Annotated in this window: 16 protein-coding genes; 8 read left to right on the plus strand and 8 right to left on the minus strand. The window is 72.9% G+C overall.

Going from position 1 to position 16,931, the window contains the following annotated elements; all coding sequences use genetic code 11:
* The first annotated feature begins 29 nt into the window (after nucleotides 1–29).
* Nucleotides 30–3,449: a DUF2126 domain-containing protein gene (locus WMF34_RS01475; protein WP_437992186.1), complete on the plus strand. Its 3,420-nt coding sequence runs from the start codon at nucleotides 30–32 to the stop codon at nucleotides 3,447–3,449.
* A gap of 395 nt (nucleotides 3,450–3,844) precedes the next feature.
* Complete coding sequence (locus tag WMF34_RS01480) at nucleotides 3,845–4,060, plus strand: hypothetical protein (RefSeq protein WP_044963691.1); 216 nt, start codon at nucleotides 3,845–3,847, stop codon at nucleotides 4,058–4,060.
* Between the two features lie 21 nt (nucleotides 4,061–4,081).
* Here WMF34_RS01480 and WMF34_RS01485 read toward each other — a convergent pair whose 3' ends face one another.
* A complete protein-coding gene (locus WMF34_RS01485; RefSeq protein ID WP_437992187.1) occupies nucleotides 4,082–5,440 on the minus strand; it encodes a hypothetical protein in 1,359 nt (452 codons plus the stop codon).
* Nucleotides 5,441–5,704: 264 nt separating this feature from the next.
* A complete protein-coding gene (locus WMF34_RS01490; RefSeq protein WP_012232923.1) occupies nucleotides 5,705–6,283 on the minus strand; it encodes a protoglobin family protein in 579 nt (192 codons plus the stop codon).
* Between the two features lie 438 nt (nucleotides 6,284–6,721).
* Between WMF34_RS01490 and WMF34_RS01495 the strand changes: the two genes are divergently transcribed.
* Complete coding sequence (locus tag WMF34_RS01495) at nucleotides 6,722–7,612, plus strand: SDR family oxidoreductase (protein WP_437992188.1); 891 nt, start codon at nucleotides 6,722–6,724, stop codon at nucleotides 7,610–7,612.
* 32 nt (nucleotides 7,613–7,644) lie between these two features.
* Here the strand turns inward: WMF34_RS01495 and WMF34_RS01500 are convergent, their stop codons facing one another.
* Nucleotides 7,645–8,079, minus strand: coding sequence for a hypothetical protein (locus WMF34_RS01500; protein WP_231864647.1), 435 nt, complete (start codon nucleotides 8,077–8,079; stop codon nucleotides 7,645–7,647).
* Nucleotides 8,080–8,157: 78 nt separating this feature from the next.
* Nucleotides 8,158–8,892: a hypothetical protein gene (locus WMF34_RS01505; RefSeq protein ID WP_437992189.1), complete on the minus strand. Its 735-nt coding sequence runs from the start codon at nucleotides 8,890–8,892 to the stop codon at nucleotides 8,158–8,160.
* Nucleotides 8,893–8,985: 93 nt separating this feature from the next.
* Here WMF34_RS01505 and WMF34_RS01510 point away from each other — a divergent pair, with 93 nt between their 5' ends.
* From WMF34_RS01510 to WMF34_RS01520, 3 genes are all read left to right on the plus strand, one after another.
* Nucleotides 8,986–9,627 (plus strand): O-methyltransferase, encoded by a 642-nt coding sequence (locus WMF34_RS01510; RefSeq protein WP_012232926.1) that lies wholly within the window; start codon nucleotides 8,986–8,988, stop codon nucleotides 9,625–9,627.
* A gap of 101 nt (nucleotides 9,628–9,728) precedes the next feature.
* On the plus strand, nucleotides 9,729–10,628 hold the full coding sequence (locus WMF34_RS01515) for a type III pantothenate kinase (protein WP_437992190.1): 900 nt from the start codon (nucleotides 9,729–9,731) through the stop codon (nucleotides 10,626–10,628).
* Between the two features lie 119 nt (nucleotides 10,629–10,747).
* A complete protein-coding gene (locus WMF34_RS01520; protein WP_437992191.1) occupies nucleotides 10,748–11,695 on the plus strand; it encodes a FecCD family ABC transporter permease in 948 nt (315 codons plus the stop codon).
* Between the two features lie 13 nt (nucleotides 11,696–11,708).
* Here the strand turns inward: WMF34_RS01520 and WMF34_RS01525 are convergent, their stop codons facing one another.
* The 4 genes from WMF34_RS01525 to WMF34_RS01540 all read right to left on the minus strand — a co-directional run bounded on the left by WMF34_RS01525 (nucleotide 11,709) and on the right by WMF34_RS01540 (nucleotide 14,744).
* Nucleotides 11,709–12,107, minus strand: a complete 399-nt coding sequence (locus WMF34_RS01525; RefSeq protein WP_012232930.1) for a (deoxy)nucleoside triphosphate pyrophosphohydrolase — start codon at nucleotides 12,105–12,107, stop codon at nucleotides 11,709–11,711.
* A 91-nt stretch (nucleotides 12,108–12,198) separates the two neighbouring features.
* On the minus strand, nucleotides 12,199–13,299 hold the full coding sequence (locus WMF34_RS01530; protein ID WP_157906375.1) for an FHA domain-containing protein: 1,101 nt from the start codon (nucleotides 13,297–13,299) through the stop codon (nucleotides 12,199–12,201).
* 300 nt (nucleotides 13,300–13,599) lie between these two features.
* On the minus strand, nucleotides 13,600–14,226 hold the full coding sequence (gene ruvA, locus WMF34_RS01535) for a Holliday junction branch migration protein RuvA (protein WP_437992192.1): 627 nt from the start codon (nucleotides 14,224–14,226) through the stop codon (nucleotides 13,600–13,602).
* Nucleotides 14,223–14,744 (minus strand): hypothetical protein, encoded by a 522-nt coding sequence (locus WMF34_RS01540; protein ID WP_437992193.1) that lies wholly within the window; start codon nucleotides 14,742–14,744, stop codon nucleotides 14,223–14,225. The genes ruvA and WMF34_RS01540 overlap by 4 nt, the downstream gene beginning before the upstream one ends.
* Nucleotides 14,745–14,956: 212 nt before the next feature.
* Here WMF34_RS01540 and WMF34_RS01545 point away from each other — a divergent pair, with 212 nt between their 5' ends.
* Entirely contained in the window at nucleotides 14,957–15,361 is a 405-nt protein-coding gene (locus WMF34_RS01545; RefSeq protein WP_080598742.1) for a hypothetical protein, read from the plus strand.
* Nucleotides 15,358–16,692, plus strand: a complete 1,335-nt coding sequence (locus WMF34_RS01550) for a LysM peptidoglycan-binding domain-containing protein (RefSeq protein ID WP_012232934.1) — start codon at nucleotides 15,358–15,360, stop codon at nucleotides 16,690–16,692. The genes WMF34_RS01545 and WMF34_RS01550 overlap by 4 nt, the downstream gene beginning before the upstream one ends.
* The last annotated feature ends 239 nt before the right edge of the window (nucleotides 16,693–16,931 follow it).

Raw genomic sequence — 16,931 nt, forward strand, 5'->3', positions numbered from 1 at the left:
GATAGGGCCACCCCCGGAGACAAACCACCGTGCGCCTGCTCATCCAGCACCGGACCCGTTACACCTATCCCCGCCCCGCCTCGCTCGGCCCGCAGCTCATCCGGCTGCGGCCCGCGACGCACGCGAAGGCGAAGATCGAGTCGTACAGCCTGAAGATCGACCCGCAGATCGCGGCGCGCTGGCAGCAGGACCCGTACGGCAACCACGTCGCGCGGGTGCTCTTGCCCGCGGGCGAGCGCGTCCCTCACCTCGACATCCTCGTCGAGCTCGCGGTCAGCGTGCGCCCCGTGAACCCGTTCGACTTCTACCTGGACGAGCGCGCGGAGAAGGTCCCGTTCGCGTATCCCGTCGAGCTCAAGCAGGACCTGACCCCCTTCCTCGACAGCGCCGATCCGTCGCTCGCCCGCGGCCCGCTGCTCGACGAGTTCCTGGCCGGGCTGCCCTCGAAGGGCGACACCGTGTCGCTCCTCGTCGCGCTGAACACCGCCGTGAACCGGCGCATCAAGTACGTCATCCGCGAGGAGGCCGGCATCTGGACGCCGGAGGAGACGCTCGCGCAAGGGCGCGGCAGCTGCCGCGACTCGGCGGTGCTGCTCATCGCGGCGCTCCGGTCGCGCGGGCTCGCCGCGCGCTTCGTGAGCGGCTACCTCGTGCAGCTCACGGACGAGGGGATGATCCCCGACCAGCCGCGCGGCGTGAGCCGCGACGTCGTCGACCTGCACGCGTGGGCCGAGGTCTTCCTCCCGGGCGCCGGCTGGATCGGCCTCGACGCGACGAGCGGGCTGCTCTGCGGCGAAGGCCACATCCCGCTCGCCTGCACCGCCTCGCCCGCGCTCGCGGCGCCGGTCGAGGGCACGAGCGACACGCGCGCGACCGACGTGACCTTCGAGATGAAGGTCGGACGGCTCGGCCACGAGCCGCGGCCCACCACGCCCTACGAGGAGCCCGTGTGGCAGGAGCTCCTGTCCGTGGCCGATCGCGCGGACGAGCGGCTCGCCGCCGCGGGCCTCTCCCTGACCATGGGCGGCGAGCCGACCTTCAACTCGCGCGAGTACCCGGACGCGCCCGAGTGGTGCGAGGGCGCGCTCGGCCCGACGAAGTGGTCGCAAGGGCTCCGGCTCGCGCACGAGCTCCGGCGCCGGATCACGCCGGGCGGCGTCCTGCTGCTCCGCGCCGGCAAGCACTACCCCGGCGAGAGCCTGCCCCGCTGGGCGCTCGAGATCATCGGCCGGCGCGACGGCGTCCCGCTCTGGACCGAGATGTCCCAGGCGCGCCACGCCGATCCGGCGACCAGCGCGGCGCGCGGGCGCGGCGTCGAGCTCTCGCGGAAGTTCGCCGACGCGCTCGCGGCGCGGCTCGGGCTGGCCGACTTCCTGATGCCGGCCCTCGAGGACCCCTGGCGCCACCTCCAAGACGAGGCGAGCCTGCCCACCGACGTCGACCCGCTCAAGGCGAACCTCGACGACCCGGAGGAGCGGCGGCGCCTCGCGCGCGTCCTCGATCGCGGGCTCGGGCGAGAGGTCGGCTTCGTCCTGCCCCTCGCGCGCCAGTGGGGGTCGTGGATCAGCGAGCGCTGGGGCTTCCGGCGCGGGCACCTCTTCCTGCTCCCGGGCGACAGCTCCATCGGCCTGCGCCTCCCGCTCCGCTCGCTCGTCGCGGTGGCCCCGCCGCCGCCGATCGAGGAGCTCGTGTCGCCGCAGGACCCGCGGCGCGGCGAGCCCGAGGCCGACGAGGAGGAAGAGAGGCAGCGCCGCGTCCAGCTCCTCGAGGGCGACGGCGACCCGGAGCACGCCGAGACGGCGCGCGCGCGCGCGGCCCAGCGGCACGCCCACGACGGCGAGCGCGCCGCGCATCACGCCCAGCGCGCCGCGCCCGCCGCGGGGCGATCGGGCTACGGCGTGCGCACGGCGCTCTGCGTGGAGACGCGCGACGGCATCGTCCACGTCTTCCTGCCGCCGCTCCTCTCGCCGGGCGACTTCTTCGACCTCATCGCCGCGATCGACGCGACCCGGCAGGAGACGGGCATCGACGTGCTGCTCGAGGGGTACCCGCCCCCGCCCGGCGCGAACGTGCTCCGCTTCTCGGTGACGCCGGACCCGGGCGTGCTCGAGGTGAACCTGCCGCCCTCCGACGGGGTGCGCGCGTACGCGTCGCTCCTCGAGACGGTGTTCGACGCGTCGCTCCACAGCGGCCTGCACTGCGAGAAATACCTGATCGACGGGCGCATGGCGGGGAGCGGGGGCGGCCATCACCTCACGTTCGGCGGCCCGACGCCGCTCTCGAGCCCGTTCCTGCGCCGGCCGGATCTCCTGGCCAGCCTGCTCACGTTCAACCAGCACCACCCGTCGCTCTCGTACATGTTCGCCGGCCTCTTCGTCGGCCCGACGTCGCAGGCGCCGCGCGTGGACGAGGCGCGCCACGAGAACCTCTACGAGCTGGAGATCGCGCTCTCGCGCGCGTTCGAGCGCCGGCAGAACGAGCCGGCGTGGCTCTCGGACCTCCTGTTCCGCCACCTGCTCGTGGACATGACGGGCAACACGCACCGCGCCGAGGTGAGCATCGACAAGCTGTTCGATCCGCAGACGGCGCACGGCCGGCAGGGGCTCATCGAGCTGCGCGCCTTCGAGATGCCGCCGCACTTCCGGATGGCGGTCGCGCAGGCGCTCCTCGTCCGCACGCTGCTCGCCTCGTTCGCAGAGGAGCCGTACGCGGGCCGGCTCGTGCGCTGGGGCCAGGCGCTACACGACCGCTTCCTCCTGCCGTACTACCTGTGGCGCGACTTCGAGGACGTGCTCGATCACCTGAAGCAGCGCGGGCTCGCCCTGCCCGCGGACGCGTACCGGCCGTTCATCGAGCTGCGCTGCCCGGTGGTGGGCACGCTGCACGCCGGCGACGTGGTGCTGGAGGTGCGCAACGCGATCGAGCCGTGGCACGTGCTCGGCGAGGAGCTGACGACGACGGGCACGTCGCGCTACGTGGACTCGTCGATGGAGCGCATCGAGGTGCGGGTGCAGGGGCTCACGCCGGAGCGCCACACGGTGCTCGTGAACGGCCATGTGCTGCCGCTCCGGCCGACGGGGACGGCGGGCGAGCACGTGGGCGGCGTGCGGTTCCGCGCCTGGGCGCCGCCGCACAGCCTGCACGCGCACATCGGCATCCACCACCCGGTCCACATCGACATCCTGGACACGTGGGGCAAGCGCTCGATCGGCGCGTGCGCCTACCACGTGTGGCACCCCGAGGGCCGCGCCTTCGACGCCGCGCCGCTCACGCGGTTCGAGGCGTCGGCGCGGCGCGCGCAGCGGTTCACGATCGAGGGGCCGACGCCCTGGCCGGTGACCGCGAAGCAGGCGATCGCCCACGGGGACGCGCCCTACACGCTGGATCTGCGGCGCTACGCCGTGGACCGGCCGCCGCCCAAGCCGCAGAAGCCCGAGGGCGAGGGGTGAGCCGCGGGGCCGCGCTGCGGTGAGACGCAGCGCGGCCGGAGGCTCACCTGGACGGAGCTCCGGGGCTCACGGTCGAGCCGGGTGTGACACTTTGACCCAGCGCGCACGCCCGGCGCGCCGCGCAGAAAATCCCGGCGCCGACGCCGCCGAGCGCCGCCATGGCCTCCTCCGCTGTGGCGATTTGCCTTCTCGCGGGATACCCCACGTCCGCCGGCCGGGGCGCTCGGGTGACCGGGAGCTCCGGCGCCGAGCTCGCTTTGCGCGGCATAACGGCTCTCCAGGTCCGCGGCCGAGCGGGTGAGTCGCGTCAGAACCGCGATTGGTACGCCCCCTGCTTGGGTGTTCGATGTCCCCTGCATCGCATGCGGACAGTACACCACGAAGGAGGACAACCCATGTTGCGCAAGGTGCTCGCAGTGCTCTTGGTCTCCACGATTCCCCTGGCCGCCGGCTGTTTCGTCGACGCGGACGACGACAAGGACGAAGGCGAGGACGACTGCATCACGGCGTGTTCGACGGATCGAGACGATTGCATCGCGGCGTGCGACGACGACGGCGATTGCGTCACGGCGTGCGAAGAAGATCACGACTGCGACTCGCTCTGCATCTGAGCGCGCCGCGCCGTCGCTGGTTCAGTGATGTCGCCCGGCCAGGCGCCGCGAGAGCCTGGCCGCGAGCGACGGGCGCGTCCGGATCATGTGCCGCATCGGCCGGATCCCGGAGGGGAAGGCGGCCTCGGCGAGCGAGGGCATGAGCGCCTCGTCGACGTTCTTGAGGGCGACCACGCGCTCTTCCCTGCGCTCGATCCAGAGGAGCTCGCCGTCGCCGGCGCGCCCGAGCCGCGGCTCGTCGCCGGCGATCGGCGAGCCGTCGTAGAGCCGCCACAGCGCGGCCTCGACGTCCGCCGCGGCGCCGGCGTCGTCCCACGCCGACGCCCACGCCGTGCCGATCGCGTCCGTCTTCCGATCGCGCAAGAACAGGGCGCGATCGCCGTCCCAGGCCGCGGCCAGCGCGCGCATGTCGCCCAGATCGGGCGCGCCATCGAGCGGGCGCAGGAGCAGGTAGGTGAGCCACTCACCGAGGGTGTCCCAGTTGAGCCGCTCGAGCCGGTCGTCGAGCGCCGACGGCATCTCGTCCAGGCCGACGCCGACCTCGGGGTCCTGGGCGTCGAGGGTGAGGATCTGCTGGGTGCTCGTGGGCGCCCGCGTCGTGAAGAGCGCGTCCTCGCTCGACCAGTCGAACGGCGGGAGCCTGTCGATGACGGGCGTCGCCGCGCTCGCGCCGGTCAGGTTGTGGGCGCAGTACTCGAGCCCGAAGCTGTAGGCGAACGATGGATACGCCATGAACAAGAGGGGGAGCTCGCTCCCGGCGAGGAGCTCCTCCCGGCGCGCATGCACCGAGGACAGGAGCGGGCCCCAGTCCACGAGGTGCAGATCGGCGTCGAGGCGCTCCTGCATGATGAAGCGCCCCTCCGCGAGCGTCGCGTCGCCCTCGGTGACCGCCCGCCGCGCGAGGAACGCGTCGCTCGTCAGCGCGTCGTCCTGGTCCGGCGCCAGGTCGAAATGCTGATCCTGGAGCCCGTGCACGTACTCGTGGATGAGAACGGAGTCGTCCACCTCGCCGATGAGCACGATGCCGTTGCTCTCGAGAGAATACCACGCAGCGGCCCAGTCCCCCGAGCGAGCCACCGTCTCCCGGAGGTCCGCGTCGAGGGGGAAGTAGCCGAGCCGGCCGTAGGTCGCGGCCATCTCCGCGAGATCGTCCTCCTCGGCGGCGGCCGCGGCCGCCTCCTGGTCCGCCTCGAACTCGTCCCGCGTGATCGTGACGACCGGCACGGCGTGGCGGAACGACAGCTCGCGCACCTGCTCGGCGCGCTTCGCGAGCCGGGCGAAGCGGCGCTCCTCCTCCGACGCCTCGTCGCTGCAGCCGGCGATCGCCGGGATGACGGACAGCCCCACGAGAAGAGCGATGCCATCGAAGAATCGGTTCATGGTGAGCGGGCGCCTAGCACCGCATGTGCCGGCCTCCTCGTCGCGGCGTTCCCGGCCGATCCAGGCGATCCGAAGGCGCCCCCGCCGGCGCGTGGCGCGCTGGGCGGGGCGGCGCAGCGCGCGCCGTTGTGCCCTTGCGCAAGCGGTCGCGCGATTGCGCAATGGGCCGTCCGCTCGACGCGCCGCCGCCCCCGGGATGCCGGCGCGCAAACCGCCGCTGCGGTCGGTCCCGGCGGGCGACGCATGGCCGGAAGGGGAGGGGGATCAGGCCGCCGAGAGGTGGTGGCGCGCGAGGAGGTCGTTCTGGAGCCAGAGCAGCTTGTTGAAGGCGCGGAGGGTGCGCACCTCGGCTTCCCGGTCGAGGCCCAGCGACAGGATGGTCTGGAGCAGGGCGTCCGACACGAAGCCCATGAGCGCGTTCATCTGCACGAGCGGGACGACGACCTCGGGATTGCCGGCCTTCGCGGTGTGGATCTTCCCCACCATGTCGAGGTAGGCGACCATCTTCGGATCATACGGGTGGGTCACGAGCCGGACGAGGTAGCTTGAGAGGTGCTGCTTGCGGAACTTGATCTGCTCGTGGTCCAGCGTGAGCGACGCGAGGTCGGCCGGGGGCGCCCCCTCGTAGCCGTGCTGCTTCGGCACGAAATGGCGCTTCGTGGCGTCGTACAGGAACAGCTTCTCGTACACCGCGTCGACGAGCGCCTCGACCCGGGGGGCGAGGTGCGGCGCGGCGCCGTGGATCGCCGCGATGTCCGCCTCGCCGAAGCCGACAAACTCGATGAGATACCCGAACCGATACTCGAGATCTGACTCCAGACGGCTCTCGTCGATGTGTTTCATCACCACGGTTCTCCTCCGCGTCTTCGCCGGCGGCGTGCCGCGAGACAACGCAGGGTGAAGACACCGGACCAGCTGTCGCCTGTCAAGCCTTGACGTGACAGGCCGCGGCGGTACCGCGCGACAGGGGCGCGCGCGCCGTCTGCTCGATCACGTCGATCACGTCGATCACGTCGTTCGCGTCCATCACGTCCATCACCTCCAACACGTCCACCCACGTCGGTGGCCGAGAGATCTCTGCCGCCGTGTCCGCTCGGGAGCGCCCGGCGGGGATCCGACGGCGCGCGCCGCTCGCCGGTCGCCGCGCCGGTGTAGGTAGGGGGAGCTCCGATCGGGAGAGCAGGCGGCCACCGATGGCTGGGCTGCGCCGCCGCCCTTATGGCCTGGGTTCGGTGGGAGCGCGTTCGGCCTCTCACCGCAGCGCAGCGTCAGGAGGAGGTTATGCAGAACACTGGACCGATAGCGGATCCGAAAGGCGCGGGCCCGAAGCCGCCTTTCGAGGGCAAGACACAGGAGCGTCCCGGAATCGAAGCCAGGATGGAGCCGAGGCCCGATTACGGCGAGTCGTCGTACAAGGGGCTCGGCCGGCTGAAGGACCGCATCGCGCTGATCACCGGAGGGGACAGCGGGATCGGCCGCGCCGTCGCGCTCGCGTTCGCCCGCGAGGGGGCCCACGTGGCGATCTCCTACCTGAGCGAGCACGAGGACGCGAAGGAGACGGCGCGGGTCATCAAGGAGGCCGGGCGCGAGGCGCTCATGCTGCCCGGCGACCTGGCCGACGAGGCCCATTGCCGGAAGGTGGTCGAGGAGGTGGCGCGCAAATTCGGGCGCATCGATGTCCTCGTGAACAACGCGGCGGAGCAGGGCAAGGCCGTCGAGCGGTTCGAGGACATCGACGCAGCGCGCCTCGAGCGCACGTTCCGCGTCAACATCCTGGCCATGTTCCACATGATCCGGTACGCGCTGCCGCACATGAAGGAAGGCGGCTCGATCATCAACGTCGCCTCGATCCAGGCGTACCAGCCGAGCCCGGATATCCTCGATTACGCGTCCACGAAGGGGGCGATCGTCACCTTCAGCAAGGGCCTGGCGCAGGACCTCATCGAGCGTGGCATCCGCGTCAACGTCGTGGCGCCGGGGCCCGTGTGGACGCCGCTCATCCAGCAATCGTTCGACAAGGAGAAGGTGGCCACCTTCGGCAAGAATCATCCAATGGAGCGCCCGGCGCAGCCGGCCGAGCTCGCCCCGGCGTTCGTGTTCCTTGCCTCGAACGAGGCGAGCTACATCAACGGCGAGGTCCTGGGCGTAACCGGCGGCAAACCTCTCTCCTGAGGGGCTCACCCGCTCCGGGGTGGAGGGGCGCTCTAGGGATCGGTGAGCTGCTTCAGGTCGACGCTGACGCCGAGGTGGTGGAGCGCGTCCTCGGGGCGGGTGAAGATGCCCATCGGTTTTTCATAGCCCTTCGAAAGCCGGCCGAGCTGGAGCACCCCGGTCGCGCTCTTCAGGAGGACCGCGGTCTTCTTGAAATCTCGCGTCAGCCGCGTGTGACAGTGCGCGAACGCACTCTCGAATCCGGCGTCGTTGCGCAGCGGTGCGTCGCGGGCGTCGACGAGCAGGAGCGTGCGCCGCCTGGCGATCGCCTCGAGCGACCGATTGATACGCTCGAAGCTCAGCTCGATCGCCGCGATGCTCGGATAGTTCAGCGAATATCGCTTGATGAGCACGAGCTGCTGAGCGGGGTCGTGATGGACGACCGCGTACGGGTCCCGCTCAATCTCGCGCAATCCGAGGAAGGCCACGACGGAATGGTATGCCTGTTGGCCCAGGGCGTCGACCCCCGCGGCGCCGCGCGGCATGGCAGCCTGCGGTGGCTCCGGTCACTCGCAATCCGCTCCGCACCGCGCCTCTTCGCATGCGAAGACCGCCCCGGCAGCCTGCACGCCGTCCGCGTGCATCGCCGAGCACACCTCCAGGCAGCCATCTCCGTCCGCACGGCACGCATCCACGCACGCGAGCATTGCCCTGCACGACGGCTCCGCGACGCACGCGTTCATCTCGGCTGCGCACCCTGTCAGCCGGCAGGACGCGCAAGGGGACAGCGCGTCTCGCGATGGGCATTGCGCGCTGCACCGCTCGGACGCGCAGCCGCCCTCGAGGAAGACGCCCGAGATGCCCGCCCGGTGCGCCGTCAGGCACGCCTGCTCGCAAGCCACGTCCTCCGCCGCGCAGCCGAGGAGGCAATTGCCCAGCGCGGCGCACTCCGCGCTCCGCTGGCACGCGCAATAGCTCTCCTGGCAGCGCAGGGCGAGGCAGGTCGTGCACGGATCGCCGAGCGACGCACAGTCATAGACCGCCTCTCCCCCCGCGCCGCCGCCGGCCGTCGCGGAGCTCGCCCCCACGCCGGCGCCACCGGAGCCGCCGGCGCCACCGGAGCCGCCCGCGCCCCCGCCGGAGCCGCCCATGCCGGCGCCGCCGGAGCCGCCCGTGCCCCCGCCGGAGCCGCCCGAGCCGGCGCCGCCGGAGCCGCCCGTCCCGGGGCTGCCGTCCGTCGAGCTGCAGGCCGCCGCCAGGAGCGCCGCTGCGGCGCACGTCTTCCAGGAAGAGAAGGCCATGGTCGACGCTACCGCGAAGGCCGCCGGCGGCTCAAGGTGAGGTGAGGAGGGAGCGCGCACCGATGCTACGGTGCCGGGCCGAGGAACCTCGCCATGATCGCTATCGTCAATCCAGAGCTGGATCGCTACGTTCACGACCACTCCGAGCCGCCGCCCGCGCTCCTCGATGAGCTGCGCGAGTTCACCCTGGCCCACGAGCCGAGGGCGGTCATGCAGGTCGGGCGGGTCGAAGGCTCCCTGCTCAGGATGCTGGTCGCGCTCATGCAGGCGCGCCGGGTGCTCGAGATCGGGACGTTCACCGGCTACTCGGCGCTCAGCATGGCCGAGGCGCTCCCGCCGGACGGCGAGCTCATCACGTGCGATCGCGACCCCGAGGTGGTCCGCATCGCCCGATCGTTCTTCGACCGCAGCGAGCACGGCGGGAAGATCCGGATCGCGCTCGGCGACGCGCTCGCCACCCTCCGCGCCATGCCGGCGAGCCCCGCCTTCGATCTCGTGTTCATCGACGCCGACAAGGAGCGGTATCCGGCCTACTACGAGGAGGCCCTCCCGCGCCTCCGTCGCGGCGGGCTGATCGTCGCCGACAACACCCTCTGGAGCGGCGAGGTCCTCGCCCCCGAGAGCGCGGACGGCCGCGCCATCGCCGCCTTCAACGATCTCGTCTTCCGCGATCCCCGGGTCGAGAAGGTCATGCTCACCGTGCGCGACGGGGTGACGCTCGCGCGCAAGCGCTGAAGGCCGGGCGCGGCGGGCGTGCGGCCGCGCGCCGCGCGCGCCGGTGGCGCGTCCGAAATCCTGGCCGGATCCCGGGCGCGCGGCGCTAGAGTCGGGCCAGCATGCTGCTCGCCATCGACGTCGGGAACACCAACATCAGCTTCGGGGTGCTGGAGGGCGAGGTGCTCCAGCACCACCTCCGCTGCGAGAGCGCGCGCTCCCGCACCTCGGACGAGTACGCCGTGCTCGTCCGGCAGATGCTCGACCTCCGCGGCGTCGACCTCGCCCGCATCGACAGCGCGATCGTCGCGAGCGTCGTGCCGACGCTGACCGACACGATGGTGGGGCTCGTCGAGCGGGCGTTCGGGATCGAGCCGCTCGTCGTGGGGCCTGGCATCAAGACCGGCATGGCCATCCTCTACGAGAACCCGCGCGAGGTCGGCGCCGACCGGATCGTCAACGCGGTCGCGGCGCACGAGTGGGTGCGGCGGCAGCCCGAGGCCGCGCCCCGCGCCGCGCCGGCGCGAGCGCACGCGGCCGAGCCCGACCGGGGGGATCACGCCGCCGCCGGCGTCATCGTCGTCGACTTCGGCACGGCGACGACGTTCGACTGCGTGACCCCGAAGGGAGAGTACCTGGGCGGCGTCATCGCGCCGGGCATCCAGATCAGCGCCGAGGCGCTCTTCTCCCGCGCCGCGCGGCTGTCCCGCGTCGAGATCGCGCTCCCGCCCCGGGTCGTCGGCCGCAACCCCGTCCACTCGATGCAGTCGGGCATCGTGTACGGCTACGCGGGGCTCGTCGACGGGCTCGTGGGCCGCCTGCGGCGGGAGCTCGGCTACCCGTGCCGCGTCATCGCAACCGGTGGCCTGGCGCGGCTCATCGCGCCGCAGACCGAGACCATCGAGGGGGTCGACGACGACCTGACGCTCACCGGGCTGCGCCTCATCTACGAGCGGAACGCCGAGCGAGGCGGCGGGCACGCCCCGCTGCCGCCCGCCGCGGGCGGAGGCGGCCAGGATTGACGTCGCCCGTGTCCGGCCGCGCCCCGCGCCGAGCTAGCGCGCCCTCCCTCCCGGCGCCGCCGGCGTCCGGCCGGGGCCTCCGCCCCGCGCTCGTCCTCGCCGCGGCGCTCGCGGCGCTCGTGCTCTCGCTCCTCCTCGCCGTCCTCCTCGGCGCCGAGCCCGTCTCGATCGCGCGCGCCATCGCCGAGCCCGGCCTCGACCGGACCCTCCTCATCGACGTGCGCCTGCCGCGCGTGCTCCTCGCGGCCGTCTCCGGCGCCGGCCTCGCGGCCGTGGGCGCCGCGTTCCAGGCGCTGCTCAGGAACCCGCTGGCCGAGCCGTACGTGCTCGGCGTCTCCGGCGGCTCCGCGCTCGGCGCCGCCGTCGCGATCGCGCTCGGCGTCGGCGCGACGAGCGTCCTCGGCGCCACGCTCCTGCCCGCGGCGGCGCTCGCCGGCGGCCTCGTCGCGACGCTGCTCGTCTACGCCATCGCGCGCGGCGCGGCCGAGGGCACCTCCGGCGCCTCGATGCTCCTCGCCGGCGTCATCGTGAACTCCATCGCGGCGGGCCTCATCTCCTTCCTCAAGACGCTCGTCTCTCCCTCGCGCGCCCAGCAGCTGCTCCGGTGGCTCATCGGCTTCGTCGAGCTGCCCACGACCTCGGCCCTCCTCGGCGTCGCCGCCTACGTCGCCGTCGGCTGCGCCGTGCTCCTCGCCGACGCCGCGCGGCTGAACCTCCTCTCGCTCGGCGACGAGTCGGCCGGGACCCTGGGCGTCGACGTCCGCGCCGTCGAGCGCCGGGTCTTCCTCGCGTCCTCGTGCGTCGTCGGCGCGATCGTCAGCCGCACCGGCCTCATCGGCTTCGTCGGGCTCATCGTCCCGCACGCGGTCCGCCGGCTCTGCGGCGCGGATCACCGGCGGCTCCTGCCGCTGTCGCTCGTGGCCGGCGCGGTCCTGCTCACCACGTGCGACCTCGTCGCGCGGCTCCTGTTCCGGTGGCTCGGCACCGAGCCGCCCGTGGGCGCGGTGACCGCGGTGCTCGGCGGGCCGATGTTCCTCGTTCTGCTGCGGCGCTCGCCGCGCCTGTGAGGGCGCGGGCGCGTCAGGTCATGCCGAGGAGCTTGTTCATGCTGGCCTCGTCCGCCGGCGTGAACGGGTAGCGATCGAACTCGGCGCTCGTGACCCACCGGAACGCGTTCACGGCCAGCGACGCGAGCTCGCCGCTCTTGATGTGGCACTCGTAGAGGTACAGGTCGACGACGTAGCGCTCGTAGGGGTGGCTCACGAACGAGATCAGCTGGCCCACCTCGATCTCGACGTCGAGCCGGTGGCGGACCTCGCGCTTCAGCGCGGCCGCGTCCGTCTCGGTCTCCTCCACGCGCCCCCCGGGGAACTCCCAGAGCATCGGGAGCACGGCGGTCGGCCGGCGCTGGGTGATGAGGTACCGGCCGTCCTGTTCAATCACGGCGGCGACCACGCGGATGGTGCGGACCATTTCCATGGCGAGTGCCTCAGGGCTGCTGAGCGTACGATGGGGCGTCGGGTTGTGCGAGCGGGACGGTCGCCGTCCTCGGGGCGCCGCTGGCGCGCGCTCAGACGTTGATGCGGAACAGTTGCTGACCCATGAGCAGGATGTCGCCGCCCGTGATTTCGGTCTCGCCGAGGACGCGGAGGAAGGTGCCGTTCGAGCTGCCGAGGTCCGTGAGGAACAGCCGGCCGCCCTGGAGCGAGATCTGGCAGTGGAGCCCGGAGACGTAGCCGTCCTCGGGGAAGAGGATGTCGCCGCGCTCGCGCCCGAGGTGCAGGCCGGTGTCGGGGACCGGGAACGCGTTGCCGGTCGCGTCCCTGCCGATGATGAGGGCGAGCCGCGCGACGTAGCCCTTCGAGGGGCTGCCGAGGCGCTCGACGCCGTCGGGGGTCGTGGGCGCCGGGGAGAGCGGCTCGACGCGGACGATCTCCTGGCCGATGCGGAAGACGTCGCCGTTGTCGAGCTGCACCGGCGTGTCCCTGCGCAGCCTGCGGTAGACGCCGTTCAGCGAGCCCTCGTCCTTGACGAAGAGCCGCCCGCCCTTGATCGAGAACGTCGCGTGGCGCGGCGAGAGGTAGCTGTCGCCGCCGAAGATCGTGCCCGAGTCGCGCCCGATCAGCGTGGGGTTCGTGGGCAGCGTGTACGAGCCGGCCTCGGTGCCGTCGGCCCGGAGCGCCGTCAGCACGACGTTCGCGGCGCCCGACGTGGAGACGACCGGCGTGGAGGGCTGCGCGGCCTGGCCCGCCGGCTTGACGAGCTTGAAGCCGCACAGCGCGCAGAACTTGTTCGACGGCGGGTTGGGCTCCTGGCACTGGGGACAGACGACCGTCCCCGCGCCGGCCGCCGCCGCCGGCGTCGCGGGCGCGGCCGCCGCGGCCTTCTTGCTGGCGCCGGTGTCCTCCCCGCGGGCCGGGGCGATGAACGCCGCGGGATCGACGAGCGCGGGCGGCGGCGGCGCGACCGCGGGGCCCTTCTGGGCGCCCGTTCCGATGGCGGTCGGCTCATCGCCGTAGTCCTTCGCCCGCGAAGCCGCGGGCACGCCGTGGGGCGGGGTGCCTGCCGCGAACTTCTTGGGCGAAACGTCGCGAGGCAGCTCGGCGCCGCAGCCGAGGCAGAACTTGTAATGGTCCTGATTTTCCTTGGAGCACTTCGGGCAGGTGATCACCACGCCTCCTCACAACGAGCGACCGGACTGGGTCCCAGGGCGAACGGCGGCGGGAGCATATTCGCCGCGGCGGCCCTCTGTCGACTGTCTGTCGCTCCTCCGCCCCTCGAGCGGGGGGTCGCGCGCCGCCGCCCGCCCGTTCGCTCGGGCGATTCTGCCCGGCAAATCGTGGATCGCCGGGCGCGGGCGGCCGCAGTTTTCCGGGCGCGGGCGGCCGCTGTTTTCCGGGCGCGGGCAGCCGCGGTTTTCTGGGCGCGGGCGGCCCGGCTTGCCGGGCTCGCCGGGCGCGGGCGGCGTGGCTCACTTGGAGAGGAGCGCGAGCGCATCACGCACGAGGTCGCCGAGCGGGGCGCTGTCGACGCGCGCGCCGAGGGCGGTGACGGCGCGCTCCGCCTCGGCCGGGCGGTAGCCCATGCGGGTGAGCGCGCTGTGCAGGAGGTCCTGCTTGGCGCCGGTGGCCGCGGGCGGGGGGGCCGCGGGGGAGAGCGGGGCCGCGGGGAGGTGGACGAGCTTGTCCTTCAGCTCGAGGACGAGGCGCTCGGCGGTCTTCTTGCCGACGCCGGGGATGGCGGTGAGGCGCGCGGTCTCCCGGCGGGTGATCACCGCGGCGAGCTCCCCCGCGCCGAGCGCGCTGAGGATGGCCATCGCGATCTTCGGGCCGATGCTGGAGATGCCGATGAGCACGCGGAAGGCCGCCCGGTCCTCGCGCGTCGCGAAGCCGTACAGGAGGAGCGCGTCCTCGCGCACGTGGGTGTGGACGAACAGGGTGATCGCGTCCGAGCCGGCCTTCGCGTTCGCGGCGATCCCGCGCGCGCGCCCCACGGCGCCGAGCGGGACGGTCACCTCGTAGCCGACCCCGCTGACGTCGAGGACGACCGTGCCCTCGTCGCCTTCTTCCACGACGTGGCCGGAGAGCCGGCCGATCAATTGACCTTGGCCCCTTGCTGGATCCACCTGCGGATGGCGTCGCGCTCCGCCGAGGGCAGGAGGTCGCCGCCAAAGGGCATCGGGTCCCCGCAGCCGTCGCGGGCGCACTCGAGGTCCCCGCAGCTCAGGGTGTCGTCGAGCTTGTGCATGAGGAAGCTGTTCGCGGGGTCGCCGGCCGTGATCCGCGGCATCCCGGAGGGCGCCCTCGACGCGGCGCCGACGTTCTGGGCCACGATCGCGTCGATCTGCGCCTGCGTGGCCTGCTCGCTCAGCGTCGGGCCGAGGTACGCGAACCCGGCCGAGCCGGCCTCGGCGCCGTGGCACGTCGAGCTGAACGAGCAGGACCGCTGGAAGATGGGGAGGACCTCGCCCGCGAAGCTCACCTCGGGCGTGGTGCCGTCGAACTTGCTGTAGTCGAAGCACTCCGTCGCCGCGGGCCCGGGGCCGTCGTCACCGCAGCCGGCGCCGGCGCACGCCGTCGCGACAAGGAAAATCAGGAAGAATTTCCGCACGTTCACCCCTCGCACCCAGATCTCGGGCTGGGACCCTAGCAGAACTGCGCGCGCTCCGTAACGCGTGACGTCGCGCCGCCCACCTCGCGTCGCGCGCGGTTGTTCCGGCGCGGCGCGCGGCGCGTTGCCCCGCCGCGGGGCGCGGCGCCCCGTCGGGGGGCGCGGAGATCGCCGCGCGTTTGGCCGGCCGGCGCGGCGGCGGGTAGGCTGGGCGTCCCATGAGGATTGGCCTGGGCATCGGCTCGACGGCGCTCGCGCTCGCCGCGCTCAACGTCGGTTGCGGCGGAGGGCACGACGCGGTCGAACGACAGCTCTCCGAGCTGCGCGCGGAGCTCGTCAGGGTGCGCGCGGAGAACGCGGTGCTCGCGGATCGTGTGGGCTCGCTGGAGCGCTCGCGGGGCGGCGCCCGCAGCGCGGCGCGCCCTGACGAGGCCGGGGCGCGCGCCGTGCCCCCCGAGGAGCCGGACAGGCCCGACCTCGAGGTGGTGCGGCTCGCGCCGGGGGACGACGGCGCGCGGCCGCCGGTGCTCCGCTCGACCGCGAACGGCGCCGTGATCGAAGAGCCCCCGGGCGGGTCGCCGCCGAGCCCGCCCCCCTCCACCCTGTCGAGGCGCAAGCGATGAAGTTCCCCGCGAAGGCAACGCTGGTCCTGGTCTCCCTGGCGATCGTCGCCGCGCCGCCGCTGGCGCGCGCTCAGGACCAGCAGGGCGGCGAGGAGGGCGCCGGCCAGGCGCCGGGCGTCACCGTGGTCCAGCTCCCGAGGGGCGAGCCGACCGTCGAGACGCAGGTCGTGGTGCCGGGCTATCCGCAGCCGGGGTTCGATCCGAACGCCCACCTGCCCTCGAGCTCGCGGGGCACGACGGACACGTCCCGCCCGTCGGACGGCTTCGATCTGGGCCGCCGCAGCGAGGGCCCCGCCTCGGTGAAGGGCGGCGCGAACGGCAGCTACGTCGTCGAGGGGCAGTTCGTGCCCGAGTCGCACTCGGTGCGGCGCGGCGACACGCTCTGGGACATCTCGGGCAGGTACTACACGAACCCGTATGCGTGGCCGCAGGTCTGGGCGCTGAACCCGCAGCTCCAGAACCCGCACTGGATCTACCCGGGCGACCGGATCCGGCTCCGCGACCCGAGCGAGGGCCCGACCCGCGGCAGCATCGGGTTCGGCGCGAACCAGCTGGGGCGCGGGGGGCGCGTGCCGTTGAAGACGATCTTCCTGCGCGAGCTCGGCTGGGTCGACGACGTGAAGAAGGACACGTGGGGGGAGCTCGTCGCGAGCCCCGACGACCAGATGCTCCTCAGCGAGGGCGACGACGTCTACCTCCGCCTCTCGGACGATCACGAGGTCTCGATCGGCCAGGAGCTGACGATCTTCCGCGAGATCAAGAAGGTGAAGAGCGGGGACGTGAAGGGCGAGCTCGTGACGGTGCGCGGCACGGCGCGCGTGGATCGTTACAACCCGAAGACGCACATGGTGCGCGCGCGGCTCATCGAGTCGCTCGACGTCGTCGAGCGCACGGACAGGGTCGGCCCGGTGCTGCGGCGCCTCGACGTGGTGCCGCCGGTGGGCGCCGAGGCGGATCTCGAGGCGAAGATCATCGCGGCCGTCTACCCCTACCAGCTCGTCGGGCAGCACCAGGTGGTGTTCATCGACAAGGGCGAGAAGGACGGCGTGAAGCCGGGGCAGCGCTTCTTCGCGGTCCGGCGGGGCGACCGCTGGCTGCAGCAGATCGGGGGCGCGGGCAGGCTGGCCACGGTCCGGCCGCGGCTGCAGGACGAGCGTCCGGCGCAGGTCGACGAGCCGAAGTTCGGCGTCGACGAGGAGCTGCTGCCGGACGAGACCTACGCCGAGCTGCGGGTCGTGCATGTGCGCGAGCGCACGGCTGCGGCGTTCGTGACCCACGCGATGTACGAGGTCGAGCGGGACGCGGTGCTGGTCTCGCGCAAGGGCCTCTGAGGATCGACCGTCGACTGCTTTTCACGGCCGGGGTGTGCGGGGCGAAGCCCGCGGGCCCGCGTCCGGTTGCGTGAGCGAGCCAACGTGCGGGAAGGCAGCGGCCCCAGCCGTCGTCGCGCCGCCGCTCGCGACCTGGGGCGGCGGACGGCGGCGCCGGAGGGACGGAGGGAGACCACGCGCCCGCCGCCGCGCTGACCGCGCAATGTCTCCACGAGCGGGGCGCCGGCGCGGTATGCTGT

This window comes from Sorangium sp. So ce145, assembly GCF_051525985.1.
Taxonomy (GTDB): domain Bacteria; phylum Myxococcota_A; class Polyangia; order Polyangiales; family Polyangiaceae; genus Sorangium; species Sorangium cellulosum_B.

What these genes read in the sequence shown, in the direction of transcription:
- WMF34_RS01480 (WP_044963691.1), top strand. Translation starts at nt 3,845, where the DNA reads ATGTTGCGCAAGGTGCTCGCAGTGCTCTTGGTCTCCACGATTCCCCTG.
- WMF34_RS01485 (WP_437992187.1), bottom strand. Translation starts at nt 5,440, where the DNA reads ATGAACCGATTCTTCGATGGCATCGCTCTTCTCGTGGGGCTGTCCGTC.
- WMF34_RS01490 (WP_012232923.1), bottom strand. Translation starts at nt 6,283, where the DNA reads ATGAAACACATCGACGAGAGCCGTCTGGAGTCAGATCTCGAGTATCGG.
- WMF34_RS01495 (WP_437992188.1), top strand. Translation starts at nt 6,722, where the DNA reads ATGCAGAACACTGGACCGATAGCGGATCCGAAAGGCGCGGGCCCGAAG.
- WMF34_RS01505 (WP_437992189.1), bottom strand. Translation starts at nt 8,892, where the DNA reads ATGGCCTTCTCTTCCTGGAAGACGTGCGCCGCAGCGGCGCTCCTGGCG.
- WMF34_RS01510 (WP_012232926.1), top strand. Translation starts at nt 8,986, where the DNA reads ATGATCGCTATCGTCAATCCAGAGCTGGATCGCTACGTTCACGACCAC.
- WMF34_RS01515 (WP_437992190.1), top strand. Translation starts at nt 9,729, where the DNA reads ATGCTGCTCGCCATCGACGTCGGGAACACCAACATCAGCTTCGGGGTG.
- WMF34_RS01525 (WP_012232930.1), bottom strand. Translation starts at nt 12,107, where the DNA reads ATGGAAATGGTCCGCACCATCCGCGTGGTCGCCGCCGTGATTGAACAG.
- WMF34_RS01545 (WP_080598742.1), top strand. Translation starts at nt 14,957, where the DNA reads ATGAGGATTGGCCTGGGCATCGGCTCGACGGCGCTCGCGCTCGCCGCG.
- WMF34_RS01550 (WP_012232934.1), top strand. Translation starts at nt 15,358, where the DNA reads ATGAAGTTCCCCGCGAAGGCAACGCTGGTCCTGGTCTCCCTGGCGATC.